Genomic DNA, 16,464 nt, shown 5'->3' with positions numbered 1-16,464 from the left:
ACTTGTCTTGATAATAGTATATGCTCTCTTGTTTGTGGCATTGGTCCATCTGTTGCTGAACAAACTAATATTGCTCCATCCATTTGAGCTGCTCCTGTTATCATGTTCTTAACGTAGTCAGCATGTCCTGGGCAGTCAACGTGTGCGTAGTGTCTATTTGGAGTTTCATACTCAACGTGTGCTGTTGATATTGTGATTCCTCTTTCTCTTTCTTCTGGAGCTTTATCTATATTTGCGAAATCTACTGCTTCTCCTAATTGGTATCTGTCATATAATGTTTTTGTTATTGCTGCTGTTAATGTAGTTTTACCGTGGTCAACGTGTCCTATTGTTCCTATATTAACATGAGGTTTTGTTCTTTCGTATTTAGCTTTAGCCATTTTGAATTTCCTCCCTTTATCTTGTGCAAGACGAGACAGGTCTCGTCTTGCTGATTATTTTTTATATTTATATTATTAATTAATTTTTAAATTATTTTCCTTCAGCTATCTTTTTAGCAACTGAAGCTGGAACTTGTTCATAGTGATCGAATATCATTGTATAAGTTGCACGACCTTGAGTTGAAGATCTTAGGTCTGTAGAGTATCCAAACATTTCTGAAAGTGGAACAAATGCATTTATAACTTGTGCACCACTTCTTGCTTCCATTCCTTGGATTAATCCTCTTCTTGAGTTTAAGTCACCCATAACATCTCCCATGTAATCTTCTGGAGTAACAACTTCTACTTTGAAGTAAGGCTCTAAAAGAACTGCATTACCTTTCTTCATAGCATCTTTAAATGCCATTGAACCAGCCATCTTGAACGCCATCTCAGAAGAGTCAACTTCATGGTAAGAACCATCATATAACTCAACAGCAACGTCTACAACTGGATATCCAGCAACTATACCAGATTGCATAGCTCCTTGTATACCCATGTCAACTGGACCAACATATTCTTTTGGTACAGATCCACCAACAGTTTTGTTTGTGAATTTGTATCCTTCACCTGGCTCTTGAGGAGCAACTCTAATCTTAACGTGACCATATTGTCCTCTACCACCTGATTGCTTAGAGTACTTGTATTCAACATCAACTGGTTGAGTTATAGTTTCTCTGTATGCAACTTGTGGAGCACCAACTTTAGCTTCTACTTTAAATTCTCTTAATAATCTATCTACTATTATCTCTAAGTGTAATTCACCCATACCAGATATTATAGTTTGTCCTGTTTCTTGGTCAGTTTTAACTGTGAAAGTTGGGTCTTCTTCAGCTAATTTTTGAAGAGCTATACCCATTTTTTCTTGAGCTGCTTTAGAACTTGGTTCTATAGCAACAGATATAACTGGCTCAGGGAATTCCATAGATTCAAGTATTATTGGATTAGCAGGATCACATAATGTGTCTCCAGTAGTAGTATCTTTTAATCCTACTGCTGCTGCTATATCTCCAGCATAAACTTTAGTTATTTCTTCTCTTGTATTGGCATGCATTTGTAGTATACGACCAATTCTTTCTCTCTTATTCTTAGTTGCATTTAAAACATAAGAACCAGATTCTAATGTTCCAGAGTAAACTCTGAAGAACGCTAGTTTTCCAACAAATGGGTCAGTCATTATTTTGAATGCTAATGCAGAGAATGGCTCTTCATCAGAAGAATGTCTTTCAGCTTCCTCTCCATCTTCCAATATACCTTTTATAGCTGCTATATCAGTTGGTGCTGGTAAGTAATCTAAAACTGCATCTATTACTAACTGAACACCTTTGTTTCTATAAGCTGTACCACAGAAAACTGGGTTCATTTCACAAGCTATAGTAGCTTTTCTTATAGCAACTTTTAATTCATCTATAGTAGGTTCTTCACCTTCAAGATATTTCATCATTAACTCTTCATCAGTTTCAGCTACTGCTTCAACTAATTTTTCTCTCCACTCTGTAGCTAATTCTTTCATATCTTCTGGTATGTCTGTTTCTTCCATTTCAACACCTAAGTCGTCTTTGTATATAACAGCATCCATTTTTAATAAGTCTATTATACCTATAAATGAATCTTCTTTACCTATTGGTAATTGCATAGGAACTGCATTAGAATTTAATCTAGATTTCATCATGCTTACAACATTGTAGAAATCTGCACCTAATATATCCATTTTATTTACAAAAGCTATTCTAGGTACTCCATAAGTTTCAGCTTGTCTCCATACATTCTCAGATTGAGGTTCAACTCCACCTTTTGCACAGAATACAGCAACTGAACCGTCAAGAACTCTTAGAGATCTTTCAACTTCAACTGTGAAGTCCACGTGTCCAGGAGTATCTATTATATTTATTCTATGGTCTTTCCATGAAGCAGTAGTAGCGGCAGAAGTTATTGTTATACCTCTTTCCTTTTCTTGCTCCATCCAGTCCATTTGAGAAGCCCCTTCATGAGTTTCTCCTATCTTATGAGTTTGCCCAGTATAAAACAGGATTCTTTCTGTAGTAGTAGTTTTCCCTGCATCTATATGAGCCATGATTCCTATATTCCTAGTTCTTTCCAAAGGAAACTTTCTAGCCATGGTTATCCTCCTTATGATATCCTCAATTTTATAAGATATCTATATATCCTACCATCTATAATGAGCAAATGCTTTATTAGCTTCTGCCATTTTATGAGTATCTTCTTTTTTCTTAACTGAAGCTCCTGTGTTGTTAGCTGCGTCCATTATTTCTTTAGCTAATTTATCAACCATTCCTTTTTCTCCACGAGCTCTAGTATATTTTACTAACCATCTTAAACCTAATGTTTGTCTTCTTTCAGGTCTAACTTCGATTGGTACTTGGTAGTTTGCCCCACCAACTCTTCTTGCTTTTACTTCTAAAACAGGCATTATATTATCCATTGCCTTATTAAATACTTCTAAAGCATCTTCTCCTGTTTTTTCAGCAATAATTGTGAAAGCATCATAAACTATTGTTTGAGACTTTCCTTTTTTTCCGTCTACCATTAAATTATTTATCAATTTAGTAACTACCTTACTCCCATACATAGGATCTGGTAAAACTTCTCTCTTTGGAACATTACCTTTTCTTGGCATTTCGCTTCCCTCCTTAATTATTTAACTTAAATCATAGGTACTCGACATAAATCATTTAATGCCGTGATGCCATAAATATCTATATATTTAAAGCACCGAACTATAATCAATCATTAATTGTTTTTATTTTTTAGCGTCCTTAGGTTTCTTAGCACCATACTTAGATCTTGATTGTCTTCTCTTATCAACACCTGCTGTATCTAAAGTACCTCTTAGTATATGGTATCTAACCCCTGGAAGGTCTTTTACTCTTCCGCCTCTTATAAGAACAACACTATGCTCTTGTAAGTTATGTCCTTCTCCTGGTATATAAGCAGAAACTTCTATACCATTAGTTAATCTAACTCTGGCAACTTTTCTTAAAGCTGAGTTAGGTTTCTTAGGAGTAACTGTTTTTACTGAAGTACAAACCCCTCTTTTTTGTGGAGCACTAGCGTCAGTTACTTTCTTGTTTAAAGAGTTGTAACCTTTTTGTAATGCTGGAGCAGTAGATTTCTTTTCAACTGCTTTTCTACTTTTACGAACTAATTGGTTAATTGTTGGCATCATCTGCACCTCCTTCCAAATTTTCGATCTTATCAGTGACCGCCAACTACATCAATATGAATACTCATACTGACTGATTGTAACATTTGTTACTTACAATTTAATGTCTATAACACATGAATATGTGATATTAGCATTTTTCTAGCTTGATGCTTTTAGTTTTTGTTTATTGCCATTTAAAAGTCACTAAGAGCTCATATAAGCCCTTAGTGTACTTTTAAACAACACACTTTACTATTTTAACACCACAAATAATGGTTGTCAAGATTTCTTTACTCTATCTGCCATTAATCTTCAATTTTTTCAACAGCTATATTTCTATATTTCTTCATTCCTGTTCCTGCTGGTATTAGTTTACCTAATATAACATTCTCTTTAAGCCCTATTAGGTGATCTTCTTTACCTTTTATTGCAGCTTCTGTTAATACTCTTGTTGTTTCCTGGAATGAAGCTGCTGATAAGAATGAATCAGTTGCAAGAGATGCTTTAGTTATACCAAGTAATACTCTTTTAGCAACTGCTGGTCTTAAGTCTTTAGCTATAGCTTCTTCGTTACATCTATTAAATGTTAATACATCTTCATATCCACCTGGTAATAAATCTGTATCTCCTGGGTCTTCAACTTTAACTTTAGATAGCATTTGTCTTACTATAACTTCTATATGCTTATCGTTAACATCAACCCCTTGAAGTCTATAAACCCTTTGAACTTCTTTAACTATATATTCTTGAACACCTTTAACACCTTTTACTCTTACTATATCATGAGGATTTATAAATCCTTGTGTTAAAGGATCTCCAGCTTCTAATATCTGTCCTTGCTTAACTTTTAATCTAGAACCATATGGTATCACATATGTTTGAGTTTCGCCTTCTTCTGGTATTACATTTACTTCTTTTCTCTTTCCAGTTTCATCTATTTCAACTCTACCAGATACTTCAGTTATTACAGCTAAACCTTTTGGTTTTCTAGCTTCAAATAATTCTTCAACCCTTGGAAGACCTTGAGTTATATCGGCTCCTGCAACCCCTCCAGTATGGAATGTACGCATTGTAAGCTGAGTACCCGGCTCACCTATAGATTGAGCTGCTATTATACCAACTGCTTCACCTATATTAACTTCTTTTCCTGTAGCTAAGTTTCTACCATAGCACTTAGAACAAACTCCATGATTAGTTCTACAGTTAAGAACTGTTCTTATCCTAATTTTTTCAATTCCTAAAGCTACTATAGTTTCTGCTTCATCTTCTTGTATCATAGCATCAGCTTCAACTATAACTTCACCAGTTTCAGGATTTAATATAGGGTCTATAGTATATCTTCCTACAATTCTATCATATATCTCTTCTATAACTTCATTTCCTTCTTTTATAGCATAAATTTCTGTAGTATCTTCTGTTCCACAATCTACTTCTCTTACAATAACATCTTGACTTACATCAACAAGTCTTCTTGTTAAGTATCCAGATTCAGCTGTACGTATAGCTGTATCGGCAAGACCTTTTCTGGCACCATGTGAAGATGTAAAGTATTCAAGTACTGATAAACCTTCACGGAAATTAGATTTAACTGGTATCTCAACTGTTTTACCAGATGCATTGGCCATAAGACCACGCATACCTGCTAACTGTCTAATTTGATTTTTAGAACCTCTGGCTCCTGAATGTGCCATTATATATATATTGTTTAATCTATCTAGTCCACCCATAAGAGCATCAGTAACCTTATCAGTTGTTTCTGTCCATGTCTCTATAACTTTTTCATATCTTTCTTCATTAGATATTAAACCTCTTCTGTATGCTTTTTCATATTTATCAACTTTTGCTTCTGCCTCAGCTATAAATACTTTCTTTTCTTCTGGAACACTCATATCAGCAACAGCAACTGTTATACCACCTAATGTAGAGTATTTAAATCCTAGAGATTTTATATAATCTAGTAATTCAGCTGTTTCTGTATTTCCATGTTTTCTAAAGCACTTATCTATTATTTTACCTAGAGATTTTTTATCTGCTAAGAAGTCAACTTCAAGAGCAAATGGGTTTTCATTTCTATCTACAAATCCTAAATCTTGAGGTATACTTTCATTAAATATAAATCTACCAACTGTACTTTCAACTAATGAGCTTCTTCCATCTTCAAGAGTTACTTTTAGTTTTACTAAGGCATGTAGATGAACTGATTTATTGTAATAAGCAAGTAATAGTTCATTAAAATCTTTAAATACCATTCCTGTTCCTTTAGCATCATCTTGTGCTTCTATTGTTAGATAATAACAACCTAAAACCATATCCTGAGATGGAGTAGTTATCGGAGAACCATCTTTAGGAGCAAGAATGTTGTTTACAGAAAGCATTAAAAATCTTGCTTCTGCTTGTGCTTCTACTGATAAAGGTACATGAACCGCCATTTGGTCACCATCGAAGTCTGCATTGTAAGCTGTACATACAAGAGGATGTAGCTTTATAGCTTTACCTTCAACCAAAATTGGTTCAAATGCTTGTATACCTAATCTATGTAGAGTCGGCGCACGGTTAAGAAGAACTGGATGGCTTTTTATAACATCTTCTAAAACATCCCAAACTTCTGGCTTAACTTTTTCTACTATAGATTTTGCACTTTTTATATTATGTGCATATCCTTCTTTAACTAGTTTATCCATAACAAATGGCTTGAATAGTTCTAGTGCCATTTTCTTTGGAAGACCACATTGATAGAATTTAAGTTCTGGTCCAACAACTATAACAGAACGTCCTGAGTAGTCAACACGCTTACCAAGTAAGTTTTGACGGAAACGACCTTGTTTACCCTTTAACATATCTGATAAAGACTTAAGTGGTCTATTTCCAGGCCCTGTTACAGGTCTACCTCTTCTACCATTATCTATTAATGCGTCAACTGCTTCTTGAAGCATTCTTTTTTCATTTCTTACAATTATATCTGGAGCTCCAAGCTCTAGTAATCTCTTAAGTCTATTATTTCTGTTTATAACTCTTCTATATAAATCATTTAAGTCTGAAGTTGCAAATCTTCCACCATCAAGTTGTACCATTGGTCTTAAATCTGGTGGTATTACTGGTATTGCATCTAAAATCATCCATTCTGGTTTATTCCCAGATTTTTTAAATGCTTCTACAACTTCTAATCTTCTTATTGTTCTAACTTTCTTTTGTCCTGTACTGTCTTTTAATTCCGATCTTAGGTCTTTGCTTTGTTGCTCTAAATCTATGTTTTGTAACAATATCTTTACAGCTTCAGCACCCATACCTACAGTAAAAGTATATCCGTATTTTTCAAGAGCAGTTCTATACTCTTTTTCTGTCAATAACTGCTTCTCATTCAATCCAGTTTCTCCTGGATCAACTACTACATATGAAGCAAAGTATAGTATTTTTTCTAATGATCTTGGTGACATATCAAGTAAAAGTCCCATTCTACTTGGTATACCTTTAAAGTACCAGATGTGAGACATAGGAGCTGCTAGCTCTATATGTCCCATTCTTTCTCTTCTTACTTTTGATTTAGTTACTTCTACTCCACATCTATCACAAACTACACCTTTGTATCTAACTCTTCTATATTTACCACAATGACACTCCCAGTCTTTTTGTGGTCCAAATATTCTTTCACAGAAAAGACCATCTTTTTCTGGTTTTAAAGTACGGTAATTTATAGTTTCTGGCTTTTTAACTTCTCCTCTAGACCATTGTCTTATTTTTTCTGGAGAAGCCAATGCTATTTTTATCGACTCGAAATTGTTTAATTCAAACAAGGAGTTCTCTCCCTTCTATTTGAGATTTACATTAATTAAATTTACACATCAAAGTCATCACCAACAAAGTCTATTTCTTCTTCAAATAAATCTTCTTCAGCAAATTCTTCTAAATTCTCTATATCCTCATCTTCTACGGTTTCCGTAAAATCATCTTCAATTTCTTCTATTATATTACTTTCTTCAACTTCTCCCATGTTATTTACAACATCTAGTTCAAATTCACCTATTGTGTCATCTTCATCTACAGATTCTCTTACTTCTATTTCTTGATCTTCATCTGTTAATACTTTTACATCTAAGCATAAACTTTGAAGTTCTTTTATAAGAACCTTAAATGATTCTGGGATTCCTGGCTCAGGTATGTTTTCACCTTTAACTATGGCTTCGTAAGTTCTAACACGACCTACAACATCATCAGACTTGACAGTAAGTATTTCTTGAAGTATATGAGCAGCTCCATATGCTTCTAGAGCCCAAACCTCCATCTCTCCAAATCTTTGTCCACCAAATTGTGCTTTACCACCTAGTGGCTGTTGAGTAACTAATGAGTATGGTCCAGTACTTCTTGCATGTAGTTTTTCATCAACTAAATGATGTAGTTTTAAGTAGTACATATATCCAACAGTTATTCTATTATCAAAAGTTTCACCTGTTCTACCATCATATAAAGTTAATTTACCATCTCTAGGATATCCAGCTTCTTCAAGAGCATCCATTATATCATACTCATTGGCACCATCAAATACTGATGTTGCAACATACCATCCTAAAGTCTTAGCAGCAAGTCCTAAATGAACCTCTAAAACCTGACCGATGTTCATACGTGATGGTATACCTTGTGGGTTAAGTATTATATCTAGTGGAGTTCCATTTTCCATGAATGGCATATCTTCTTCTGGTAATATTCTTGAGATAACCCCTTTATTACCATGACGACCAGCCATTTTATCTCCAACTTTTATTTTTCTCTTTTTAGCTATATAACATCTTACTAATTCATTTACTCCTGGAGATAAATCATCTCCATTTTCTCTAGTAAATACTTTTACATCAACTATTATACCAGATTCACCATGAGGTACTTTAAGTGAAGTATCTCTGACTTCTCTAGCCTTTTCACCAAATATTGCACGAAGTAATCTTTCCTCAGCAGTAAGTTCAGTTTCTCCTTTTGGAGTTACTTTACCAACTAATATATCTCCTGAATCTACTTCTGCACCTATTCTTATTATACCTCTGTCATCTAAGTTCTTAATTGCACTATCTCCAACATTAGGTATATCTCTAGTTATTTCCTCTGGCCCTAGTTTTGTATCTCTAGCTTCACATTCATATTCTTCTATATGAATTGTTGATAATCTATCTTCTTTAACTAATCTTTCATTTATTAATATGGCATCTTCGTAGTTATAACCTTCCCAAGTCATGAATGCTATAAGACAGTTTCTTCCAAGTGCTACTTCTCCTAAATCAGTTGCTGGACCGTCTGCTATAACATCTCCTTGCATTATTTGCTCACCTTTAGTTATTATAGGTGTTTGATTTATACAAGTACCTGAGTTTGAACGTTTAAATTTAAGTAGATTATATCTATCTCTGTTTCCATCTTCTCTTTTTATAATTATCTCATCTGCTGTTACTCTTTCTGCTATACCAGAATTTCTAGCAACAACAACTGCTCCAGAGTCTTTTGCAGCTCTATATTCTATACCAGTTCCTATAATTGGTGCTTCTCTTCTAACTAGAGGCACTGCCTGACGTTGCATGTTCGCTCCCATAAGGGCACGGTTGGCGTCATCATTTTCTAAGAAAGGTATCATAGCAGTGGCAACAGATACAACCTGCTTAGGAGATATATCCATATAGTCTACTCTGCTTTCAGGAACCATTTCAACAGCACCATTTACAGTTCTACAAACAACTCTATGGTTTACGAATTTACCATCGTCTGTTAATGGCTCATTTGCCTGAGCTCTTACGAATAAATCTTCTTCATCAGCAGTTAAATAATGTATCTCATCAGTAACTGTTGATGTTACTTTATCAAATTTTCTATATGGTGATTCTATAAATCCAAACTCATTTATTTTTGCATAAGTTCCAAGAGAGTTTATAAGACCGATATTTGGCCCTTCTGGAGTCTCTATCGGACACATTCTACCGTAGTGTGAATGGTGAACGTCACGCACTTCGAATCCAGCTCTTTCTCTTGAAAGACCTCCAGGTCCAAGAGCTGATAGTCTTCTCTTATGTGTTAACTCAGATAAAGGATTTGTTTGGTCCATGAACTGAGATAACTGAGAACTACCGAAGAATTCTTTTATTGCAGCTGAAACTGGTCTTATGTTAACTAACGCTTGAGGCGTTATAGCTTCCATATCTTGAACTGTCATTCTTTCTTTTATGACTCTTTCCATTCTTGAAAGACCAATTCTAACTTGGTTTTGTAATAATTCTCCTACAGATCTTATTCTTCTATTTCCTAAATGGTCTATATCATCAATATTTCCTATATTATAGAAGATATTGAATTCATAACTTATTGAAGCTATTATATCGTCTAATAATATATGTTTTGGTATAAGTTCTTTAATTCTTGATTTTATAGCTTCTTTTATTTCTTCTTCGTCACTATATCCATCTAAAATTTCTTTTAATGTTGGATAATGCACTTTTTCTTTTATGTTTAAATCATCTATGTCAAAATCAATATGAGACTTAATGTCTACAAAATTATTTCCTATAACTCTAACTTTCTTATCATCATCCATTAATAGATTTACTACATTTATACCTGCATTTTGTATATCTTTAGCTAACTCATAGCTTATTTTTTCTCCAGCTTTTACAAATACTTCTCCTGTTTCAGGATTTATTATGTCTTCTGCTGAAATTCTATTCATAATTCTATAGCATAAAGCAAGTTTTTTATTAAATTTGTATCTACCAACTTTTGCTAAATCATATCTCTTTGGATCAAAGAATAAAGCATTTAGTAAAGATGATGCACTTTCTACAGTAGGTGGTTCACCTGGTCTTAATTTTTTATATATCTCAACAAGACCTTCCTCTACTGTCTTAGTATTATCTTTTTCTAATGTAGCAGATAATCTTTCGTCTTCTCCTAAAAGGTCAATTATTTCTGCATCTGTCCCTATTCCTAAAGCTCTAAGTAAAACTGTAACTGGTTGTTTTCTTGTTCTATCAACTCTTACAGATATTACATCGTTAGAATCTGTTTCATATTCTAACCATGCTCCTCTATTAGGAATTACAGTAGATGAAATTAATCTCTTACCTGTTTTATCTCTCTCTTCCGCATAGTAAACACCAGGAGATCTAACTAATTGACTTACGATAACTCTTTCTGCCCCATTTATAACGAAAGTTCCTCTTTCTGTCATTAAAGGGAAGTCACCCATAAATACTTCTTGTTCTTTTATTTCGCCTGTTTCTTTATTTATAAGTCTTACCTTAACTTTTAGAGGTGCACAATATGTAGCATCTCTCTCTTTACACTCTTCTATATCGTACTTTGGTTTATCGTCTAAAGAGTAGTCAACAAATTCCAATATAAGATTACCAGTATAATCTTCTATTGGTGAAATATCATCAAACACTTCTTTTAAACCTTCTTTTAAAAACCACTCATAGGAATCTACTTGAATTTCTATAAGATTTGGCACATCAGCTATTTCCTTAATTTTAGAAAAGCTCATTCTAGTTCTTTTACCTATCGTGACAGGATGTGGCATTCACTTTTCACCTCTCAATAATTAAAAATAAAACAATAGTTCATTCTAACGCATCTAATAATTTTAGCATAATGTCAAGTATTTTTCAATATATTTTTTATCTTATATGTAAACTATGCATTATTTTTGATTTTTTGTAAATTATTTTAAGCATATATTATGTATTATGTACAATTCTTCAATATAAAATCCAATTTTTTCATTTATCGGTGTAATTTTCTATAAAAAGTTACATTCCATTACTATACCCATATTTAATTATAATTTCATAAATAAGTACTAGTAAATAATTGTATTTATATAAAATCTGTTAAATATACAAAATAAAGACCATAAATGAATTTAATCTGGAGTTTTAAATCTTAAACTATTTCCATCATAAATTATATCTACAGTCTTTATAAAAATAGAATTTCTACTATAATTAAGTTTTTTATTTTTACTATATATTAGTAATATAATTATCCTAATATATTATCTGCAAACTGTGGTGTAGGTAAACCAAAACCTCCAGCTACTTCAAGTAAGTCTCCTGTTATAAAGGATGAATCATCACTAGCATAGAATAAAACAGCCTTTGCTATGTCTTCTGGCTTCCCTATACGATTTAAAGGAACATGCTTTAGAAACTCCTTTATAAATTCTGGAGACATATTATCTAAGGCAGCTTTGGTTGCAATAAGACCTGGAAGTACAGCATTACATCTAACATTATCTTTTGCATATTGTGTTGCTATATTTTGAGTTAATGAGTTGATTGATGCTTTTGATACACAGTAAGCTATTCTAGATAGGTCAGGTAATACTGAACCTATACTAGATATATTTATTATACTTCCCTTACCATTCTTTATCATATGAGGAATAGCAGCTTTACATGGTAAATATACACTTTTTAAATTAGTATTTACTGTATCAAAGAAATTATCTGTATCTCCAGTTAAAAGGTCTTTATCAAGTGAAGGATTTGTCGAACCAAAATTATTTACAAGTATATCTATCTTGCCTTCTTTTTTAACTACATCTTCTATCATTGAAGTAAATGTTTCTTCTTCACGGGCATTAAAATAAACAAACCTAGCACAACCACCTTCTGCACTTATTCTATCTATAACTTCATTAGCCAATTCTTCTGAACGAGCTGCTAAATATACAACTGCTCCATTTTGTGCCAATATTTCAGCTGATGCTAATCCAATACCTTTAGTTGCTGCAGTAACCACTGCAACTTTCCCTTGTAATTTTTCCATTATTAACTCCTCCTTAAATGCCTTTCTTGAAATCTACATATTTCGATTTTTAGAAGTATTTAACTCATTTTAAATTTATATTTGTTAATTAATTATTTATTACATTTTATTTTTAAAGTACTTTTGTAAATTTTTAAAATAATATGTAGTTTTATATATTTTTCCTTTTATTATATCACCTTATATGTGCATATTACAATAATTGTTTATATTTTAATTTAACGTCTGTGTTTGACATAGTAAAAAACATATTCTTTAATAGTATTAAATTAAAATATCATTACACACTATATGATACCCTTAATTTAATACTATTATATAAATTTTTTTTATTTTATAGAAATATTTTATTTACAATTTTTTATAAATAAAAAAAGATACCCAAATGGGTACCTTTTTAAAGAAACTACTTAACTTCTACTTTAGCTCCAGCAGCTTCTAATTTTTCTTTTATTTGATCAGCTTCTTCTTTAGAAGCTCCTTCTTTAACTGTCTTAGGAGCATTGTCAACTACTTCTTTAGCTTCTTTTAATCCTAATCCTGTTATTTCTCTAACTGCTTTTATAACTCCAACTTTTGAAGAACCAACCTCAGCTAATACTACATCAAACTCAGTTTTTTCTTCAGCAGCTGGTCCACCAGCAGCTGCACCAGCTACCATTACTGGAGCTGAAGCTGAAACGCCGAATTTTTCTTCAGCAGCTTTAACTAATTCATTTAATTCTAAAACTTTCATATTTTCTATAGCTTCTAATATTTGTTCTATTGTCATTTTTAGCACCTCCGAATTTTCTTTTCAAATTAATATTTATAATTTTTTAGTTAAGCAATTAAGCTTCTTCTTGACCTTCTGCCTTTTTCGCTATTGCATCTATTAAGTATGCAAAGTTTGATATTGGAGCTTTTAAGCTACCAAGTAATTTAGCGATAAGAACTTCTCTTGATGGTATGTTAGCCATTTCAACAATCTTAGCTTCGTCATAGAATACACCTTCTACAACACCCATCTTTAATTTCATCTTTGGATGAGAATCCATGAATCCTTTTAATATTCTAGCTGGAGCAACTGGATCATCATACCCAAATGCTATAGCATTAGTACCAATTAATAATTCTTCATTGAATTGCTCTATACCAACTTCTTTAGCTGCTCTTCTAACTAAAGTATTTTTATATACTTTGTAATCTACACCAGCTTCTCTCATTTGTTTTCTTAACTCAGTTACTTCTTCAACTGTTAATCCTTTGTAATCTACAACAACCGCAGCAGAAGATTTTTGTAACTTTTCAACTATTTCAGAAACAACTTCTGATTTAATTTCTATAGCTTTTCTCATCTAGATGTGCACCTCCTTCACCAAATAGGCTTAGTATTTACCGCAACATTATAAAAAGCTTTTGTTGCCAAAAGTAGACATCAAAAGCTTTAGTAATCTCAATTTATCTAAAACCTCGGTGGGATATTAAGCTTTTGCACCCACTATCTACGGCAAATCTATTCTTTTTTACATTGACAAATGATATAATAACACTTTTGTCAACCTGTGTCAACAGTTTTATTATTCAGCTGTTCTTGCTGGGTTTATTTTAACTCCAGGTCCCATTGAAGAAGCTACAGTTATACTTCTTAAATATTGCCCTTTAGCAGCAGCTGGTTTAGCTTTTATTATAGCATCCATTAATGCAGCAAAGTTTTCAGATAATTTTTCTCCACCAAATGATACTTTTCCTACTGGAACGTGTATTATGTTAGTTTTGTCTAATCTGTATTCAACTTTACCAGCTTTTATTTCATCTATAGCTTTAGCTACATCAAATGTAACTGTTCCTGATTTAGGGTTTGGCATTAAACCTTTAGGTCCTAATACTCTACCTAATCTACCTACTACACCCATCATATCTGGAGTAGCAACTACTATATCAAAATCAAACCAGTTTTCACCTTGTATTTTTTGAACTAATTCTTCAGCTCCTACAAAATCAGCACCAGCTTGTTCAGCTTCTTTAGCTTTTTCACCTTTAGCAAAAACCAAAACTCTCTTAGTTTTACCAGTTCCGTGAGGTAATACAACTGCACCTCTTACTTGTTGATCAGCATGTCTTGAGTCAACACCTAATTTAATGTGTGCTTCTACTGTCTCGTCAAATTTAGCTCCAGCTATATCTGAAACTAATGTTAATGCTTCTGATGCATCATAGAATTTAGTTCTATCTACTTTTTGTAATGCACCTGCATATCTTTTACCTTTTTTAGCCATTTTATTTTCCTCCTTGTGGTTAATCTCGGCTTTTCGCCTCCCACTTTATAAAAAAAAGTGTATCTTTTAATTAATCTTCTACTACAACACCCATGCTTCTAGCAGTACCAGCTATCATACTCATAGCAGCTTCTACTGATGCAGCATTTAAGTCAGGCATTTTTAACTCAGCTATTTCTCTTACTTGAGCTGAAGTTATTTTAGCAACTTTCTTTTTGTTTGGTTCTCCAGAACCTGATTTTAAGTTTAATGCTTTTTTAATTAAAACTGCAGCTGGTGGAGTTTTTGTTATAAAACTGAATGATCTATCTTGATATACAGTTATAACAACTGGTATTATCATTCCAGCTTGATCTGCAGTTTTAGCATTAAATTCTTTTGTGAATCCCATTATATTAACACCATGTTGTCCTAATGCTGGTCCAACTGGTGGCGCTGGAGTAGCCTTTCCTGCAGGTATTTGTAATTTTATTTGACCTATAACTTTTTTAGCCATTTTGAGCGCACCTCCTCAGATTTTTCTATAATAATAGTATTAGATTTTTTCTATACCTTCAAGCTCTATTACAAATAGAGTCCTTTTACCAAATGCATTTATGCACACTTTAACTTCTCTGTTTTCTACGTCAATTTCTTCTATGTTTCCTACTTGTCCACTAAATGGTCCTTGAGATACCTTTACTGTATCCCCTATTTCAAAGTCAATATCACTATTTACTACTTTAGGGTCAGTTGTATCTATGCCCATAGCTTTAACTTCATCTTCACTTAATGGTACTGGTTTTGAACCAGGTCCAACGAAACCTGTAACTCCCTTAGTATTTCTTACTACATACCAAGATTCATCAGTTATTATCATTTTAACCAAAACATAACTTGGATAAACTTTACGTTGTCTAGTTTTCTCTTTTCCAGTTTTAGTAGTTTCCACTACTTCTTCTGTTGGAACAACTACTTGTCTTATGCAGTCTTCCATACTTCTTGTTTTAACTGCTTTTTCTATTGTAGCTTTAACTTTATTTTCATGTCCCGAATAAGTATGAACTACATACCAACTTGCTTCTTGTAATTCTGACATTTAACTTACCTCTTTTCGTCTATTTTAGTAATAACGCTAGTGCACCAGATAATATAGTGTCTATACCCCATACTAATATAGTGCATGAAATAACTACAGTTAAAACTATACCTGTGTTTTTAAACAATTCTTTTTTTGTCGGCCATGTAACTCTTTTCAATTCTTGTTTAGTTTCTTTTAAATAACCAAATAAACTGAATCTCTTTTTAGTTTTTACACCGTCATTTGTTTGGGCAGCCATTCCATACTCACATCCTTATAAAACTATTTTGTTTCTTTATGAGTTGTATGCTTTTTACAGAATCTACAATATTTTTGTAATTCTATTCTGTCTGGATTGTTTTTCTTATTCTTAGTAGTGTTGTAGTTTCTTTGCTTACACTCTGTACATGCTAAAGTTACTTTAACTCTCATCTGATACACCTCCAACTTTGTAATACAATAATATATATTGTTAATATATGTGAATATAATATCTTTAAAATATGTATTTATTAAAAATCTACAGTATTCAAGATATTATTAACTTCCTATAATCATTACCTTGTATAAGTTATCACAAAATCCTATGCTGTGTCAATGTTTTTGTATTTCTATGTTAAAAAAAGAGGAGCATAACCCCTCTTTTTATTATTCTTTAATCCATCAGTTTAGTAAAAAGAATTACTCGATTATTGTAGCAACAACTCCTGAAGCTACTGTTCTTCCACCTTCTCTTATTGAGAATCTTAATCCTTCTTCTAC

General features: G+C 32.7%; 14 protein-coding genes, 1 pseudogene and 1 other annotated feature. All 15 genes and pseudogenes read right to left on the bottom strand.

The window, feature by feature from the left end; all coding sequences use genetic code 11:
• Positions 1-380, bottom strand: a 380-nt coding sequence (locus KGF36_RS19555) for a GTP-binding protein (protein WP_176078718.1), incomplete at its 3' end; no start/stop codon positions are given.
• Positions 381-471: 91 nt separating this feature from the next.
• Positions 472-2,538 (bottom strand): elongation factor G, encoded by a 2,067-nt coding sequence (fusA, locus tag KGF36_RS19550; protein ID WP_227437035.1) that lies wholly within the window; start codon positions 2,536-2,538, stop codon positions 472-474.
• Between the two features lie 48 nt (positions 2,539-2,586).
• A complete protein-coding gene (gene rpsG, locus KGF36_RS19545) occupies positions 2,587-3,057 on the bottom strand; it encodes a 30S ribosomal protein S7 (protein ID WP_227830409.1) in 471 nt (156 codons plus the stop codon).
• A 123-nt stretch (positions 3,058-3,180) separates the two neighbouring features.
• Entirely contained in the window at positions 3,181-3,603 is a 423-nt protein-coding gene (rpsL, locus tag KGF36_RS19540; protein ID WP_227437039.1) for a 30S ribosomal protein S12, read from the bottom strand.
• Positions 3,604-3,890: 287 nt separating this feature from the next.
• The gene (rpoC, locus tag KGF36_RS19535; RefSeq protein WP_227842894.1) at positions 3,891-7,376 is read right to left on the bottom strand and encodes a DNA-directed RNA polymerase subunit beta'; all 3,486 of its coding nucleotides are present in this window, start codon (positions 7,374-7,376) and stop codon (positions 3,891-3,893) included.
• Positions 7,377-7,417: 41 nt separating this feature from the next.
• On the bottom strand, positions 7,418-11,134 hold the full coding sequence (locus tag KGF36_RS19530; RefSeq protein ID WP_227830407.1) for a DNA-directed RNA polymerase subunit beta: 3,717 nt from the start codon (positions 11,132-11,134) through the stop codon (positions 7,418-7,420).
• Positions 11,135-11,595: 461 nt separating this feature from the next.
• Complete coding sequence (locus KGF36_RS19525) at positions 11,596-12,384, bottom strand: SDR family NAD(P)-dependent oxidoreductase (RefSeq protein ID WP_227830406.1); 789 nt, start codon at positions 12,382-12,384, stop codon at positions 11,596-11,598.
• 406 nt (positions 12,385-12,790) lie between these two features.
• Positions 12,791-13,156 carry a 50S ribosomal protein L7/L12 gene (gene rplL / locus KGF36_RS19520; protein WP_021382505.1) on the bottom strand — a complete coding sequence of 122 codons (366 nt, stop codon included), beginning with the start codon at positions 13,154-13,156 and terminating at the stop codon, positions 12,791-12,793.
• A gap of 58 nt (positions 13,157-13,214) precedes the next feature.
• Positions 13,215-13,721, bottom strand: coding sequence for a 50S ribosomal protein L10 (gene rplJ, locus KGF36_RS19515; protein ID WP_227437047.1), 507 nt, complete (start codon positions 13,719-13,721; stop codon positions 13,215-13,217).
• Between the two features lie 42 nt (positions 13,722-13,763).
• Positions 13,764-13,892, bottom strand: a sequence feature (ribosomal protein L10 leader region).
• Positions 13,893-13,943: 51 nt separating this feature from the next.
• The gene (rplA, locus tag KGF36_RS19510; protein ID WP_227437049.1) at positions 13,944-14,642 is read right to left on the bottom strand and encodes a 50S ribosomal protein L1; all 699 of its coding nucleotides are present in this window, start codon (positions 14,640-14,642) and stop codon (positions 13,944-13,946) included.
• A gap of 70 nt (positions 14,643-14,712) precedes the next feature.
• Complete coding sequence (gene rplK / locus KGF36_RS19505; RefSeq protein ID WP_054268674.1) at positions 14,713-15,138, bottom strand: 50S ribosomal protein L11; 426 nt, start codon at positions 15,136-15,138, stop codon at positions 14,713-14,715.
• Between the two features lie 39 nt (positions 15,139-15,177).
• Positions 15,178-15,720 carry a transcription termination/antitermination protein NusG gene (nusG, locus tag KGF36_RS19500; RefSeq protein ID WP_227830405.1) on the bottom strand — a complete coding sequence of 181 codons (543 nt, stop codon included), beginning with the start codon at positions 15,718-15,720 and terminating at the stop codon, positions 15,178-15,180.
• Positions 15,721-15,739: 19 nt separating this feature from the next.
• Positions 15,740-15,961, bottom strand: a complete 222-nt coding sequence (gene secE / locus KGF36_RS19495) for a preprotein translocase subunit SecE (RefSeq protein ID WP_227850926.1) — start codon at positions 15,959-15,961, stop codon at positions 15,740-15,742.
• A 23-nt stretch (positions 15,962-15,984) separates the two neighbouring features.
• Positions 15,985-16,134 carry a 50S ribosomal protein L33 gene (gene rpmG, locus KGF36_RS19490; protein ID WP_003421192.1) on the bottom strand — a complete coding sequence of 50 codons (150 nt, stop codon included), beginning with the start codon at positions 16,132-16,134 and terminating at the stop codon, positions 15,985-15,987.
• A gap of 249 nt (positions 16,135-16,383) precedes the next feature.
• A pseudogene (locus KGF36_RS19485) lies at positions 16,384-16,464 on the bottom strand (elongation factor Tu); the annotation flags it as partial.

Origin of the sequence: Clostridioides sp. ZZV14-6009, from assembly GCF_020658095.1 — a bacterium.
Taxonomy (GTDB): domain Bacteria; phylum Bacillota; class Clostridia; order Peptostreptococcales; family Peptostreptococcaceae; genus Clostridioides.
Note: the sequence above shows the minus strand (reverse complement) of the source record. Positions and strands in the feature narration are given on the sequence as shown.

Coding starts and splice junctions, on each gene's coding strand:
- rpsG (WP_227830409.1), bottom strand. CDS start 3,057: ATGCCAAGAAAAGGTAATGTTCCAAAGAGAGAAGTTTTACCAGATCCT.
- rplA (WP_227437049.1), bottom strand. CDS start 14,642: ATGGCTAAAAAAGGTAAAAGATATGCAGGTGCATTACAAAAAGTAGAT.
- rplJ (WP_227437047.1), bottom strand. CDS start 13,721: ATGAGAAAAGCTATAGAAATTAAATCAGAAGTTGTTTCTGAAATAGTT.
- nusG (WP_227830405.1), bottom strand. CDS start 15,720: ATGTCAGAATTACAAGAAGCAAGTTGGTATGTAGTTCATACTTATTCG.
- KGF36_RS19530 (WP_227830407.1), bottom strand. CDS start 11,134: ATGCCACATCCTGTCACGATAGGTAAAAGAACTAGAATGAGCTTTTCT.
- rpmG (WP_003421192.1), bottom strand. CDS start 16,134: ATGAGAGTTAAAGTAACTTTAGCATGTACAGAGTGTAAGCAAAGAAAC.
- fusA (WP_227437035.1), bottom strand. CDS start 2,538: ATGGCTAGAAAGTTTCCTTTGGAAAGAACTAGGAATATAGGAATCATG.
- rpsL (WP_227437039.1), bottom strand. CDS start 3,603: ATGCCAACAATTAACCAATTAGTTCGTAAAAGTAGAAAAGCAGTTGAA.
- rplL (WP_021382505.1), bottom strand. CDS start 13,156: ATGACAATAGAACAAATATTAGAAGCTATAGAAAATATGAAAGTTTTA.
- rplK (WP_054268674.1), bottom strand. CDS start 15,138: ATGGCTAAAAAAGTTATAGGTCAAATAAAATTACAAATACCTGCAGGA.
- secE (WP_227850926.1), bottom strand. CDS start 15,961: ATGGCTGCCCAAACAAATGACGGTGTAAAAACTAAAAAGAGATTCAGT.
- KGF36_RS19525 (WP_227830406.1), bottom strand. CDS start 12,384: ATGGAAAAATTACAAGGGAAAGTTGCAGTGGTTACTGCAGCAACTAAA.